At 69.8% G+C, this 1,793-nt stretch carries 2 protein-coding genes; both read left to right on the top strand.

Annotated elements, in window-relative coordinates; genetic code table 11:
• Positions 1–723, top strand: a 723-nt coding sequence (locus VFF46_RS15560; RefSeq protein ID WP_325037823.1) for an alpha-ketoacid dehydrogenase subunit beta, incomplete at its 5' end; no start/stop codon positions are given.
• The coding region (locus VFF46_RS15555) for a biotin/lipoyl-containing protein (RefSeq protein WP_325037822.1) at positions 723–1,793 on the top strand (1,071 nt) is incomplete at its 3' end. The genes VFF46_RS15560 and VFF46_RS15555, both read left to right, overlap by 1 nt.

Here is a 1,793-nt window from a genome sequence, read left to right as displayed (position 1 = left end):
TTCGTGTTCCCGGCGTACGACCAGATCATCAGCCAGGTCGCGAAGATGCACTACCGGTCGATGGGCAAGATCCGGATGCCGGTCGTCATCCGGATCCCGTACGGCGGTGGCATCGGCGCCGTCGAGCACCACTCGGAGTCGCCGGAGACGCTGTTCTCGCACGTCCCCGGGCTCAAGGTGATCTCCTGCGGCGACCCGGTGGACGCGTACTGGATGATCCAGCAGGCGATCGCCTCCGACGACCCGATCGTGTTCTTCGAGCCGAAGCGCCGGTACCACGAGAAGGCCGAGCTGGACGAGTCCACGCCGCCGTCGCAGCCGCTGCACGGGGCGAAGGTGGTGCGTGAGGGTACGGACGCGACCCTGCTCTGTTACGGGCCGATGGTGAAGACGTGTCTGCAGGCCGCCGAGGCGGCGGTCGAGGACGGGCGCAACCTGGAGGTCGTGGACCTGCGGTCGATCGCGCCGCTGGACCTGGCGACGATCTTCGCCTCGGTTCGCAAGACGCGCCGGGCGGTCGTGGTGCATGAGGCGCCGCTGTCGCTCGGCACCGGGTCGGAGATCGCGGCGCGGGTCACGGAGGAGTGCTTCTACCACCTGGAAGCGCCGGTACTGCGCGTGACCGGGTACGACACGCCGTATCCGCCGTCGCGGATGGAGGACGACTACCTGCCGGACCTGGACCGGGTCCTGGACGGCGTCGACCGGGTGATGGAGTACTGATGGGCATCCAGCAGTTCCGTCTCCCCGACGTCGGCGAGGGGCTGGTCGAGGCCGAGATCGTCAGCTGGAAGGTCAAGCCCGGCGACACGGTCAAGCTCAACGACACCGTCGTCGAGATCGAAACCGCGAAGTCGCTCGTCGAACTCCCGGTCCCGTTCGCCGGCACCATCACCGAACTCCTGGTCCCCGAGGGCGAGACGGTCCCCGTCGGTACGCCGATCATCTCCGTGCAGACCGAATCCGCCGGCACCGAGCCCCTCGCCGACGACATGGTCCCGACGATCCCGGAGCCCGATCCGTCCGGCGGCCGCACCGCGGTCCTGGTCGGCTACGGCCCCAAAACCACCGAAGCCAAACGCCGCCAACGCAAACCCACCCCCGGCACGCCCGCCGCTGCGCCCACCGCCACCGGCGCTGCGGCCGCTGGTGCTGGTGGTGCGGCCAGCGGTGTTGGTGATGCGGGGAGCGCAGCTGCTGATAGCGGTGCTGGTGCTGCGGGCGGTGGTGTACTCGCAGCGCCTGCGGCCGGTTCAGCCGGCGCAGCTGCTCTGGCGACGACGCCCGTCCCGCCGGCAGCACCCGCTGCTGCTCAGCCCTCGGCACCCTCCGCGCCGCCCGCAGCGGGCTCACCCTCCGCTCCGGTGGGGAACGGGGTTGTGCACGTGCTGGCGAAGCCGCCCGTGCGGAAGTTGGCGAAGGACCTGGGGATTGACCTGGGAGCGGTCACGCCGACCGGTGCTGGTGGGGTGATCACCCGCGCAGACGTGGAGGCGCACGTCGCGCGCGGACCGGCGGACACGTCGTACGCGCCTGCTGAAACGGCGTACGAACCTGCCGTCGCCTACGAACCGGCGCCGGTGGTGAGCGGTCAGGGCGACACCCGCGTACCGGTGAAGGGCGTGCAGAAGGTGATGGCGCAGGCGATGGTCGCCAGTGCGTTCACCGCGCCGCACGTCACCGAGTGGATCACCGTCGACGTCAGCGCCACCATGGACCTCGTCGAACGGCTGAAGAACGACAAGGCGTTCAAAGACCTCCGCGTCTCCCCGCTCCTGATCGTCGCGAAGGCC

The sequence above is a fragment of the Kribbella sp. genome (assembly GCF_035655035.1).
GTDB lineage: Bacteria > Actinomycetota > Actinomycetes > Propionibacteriales > Kribbellaceae > Kribbella.
This window is presented reverse-complemented; position numbering and strand designations above follow the sequence as displayed.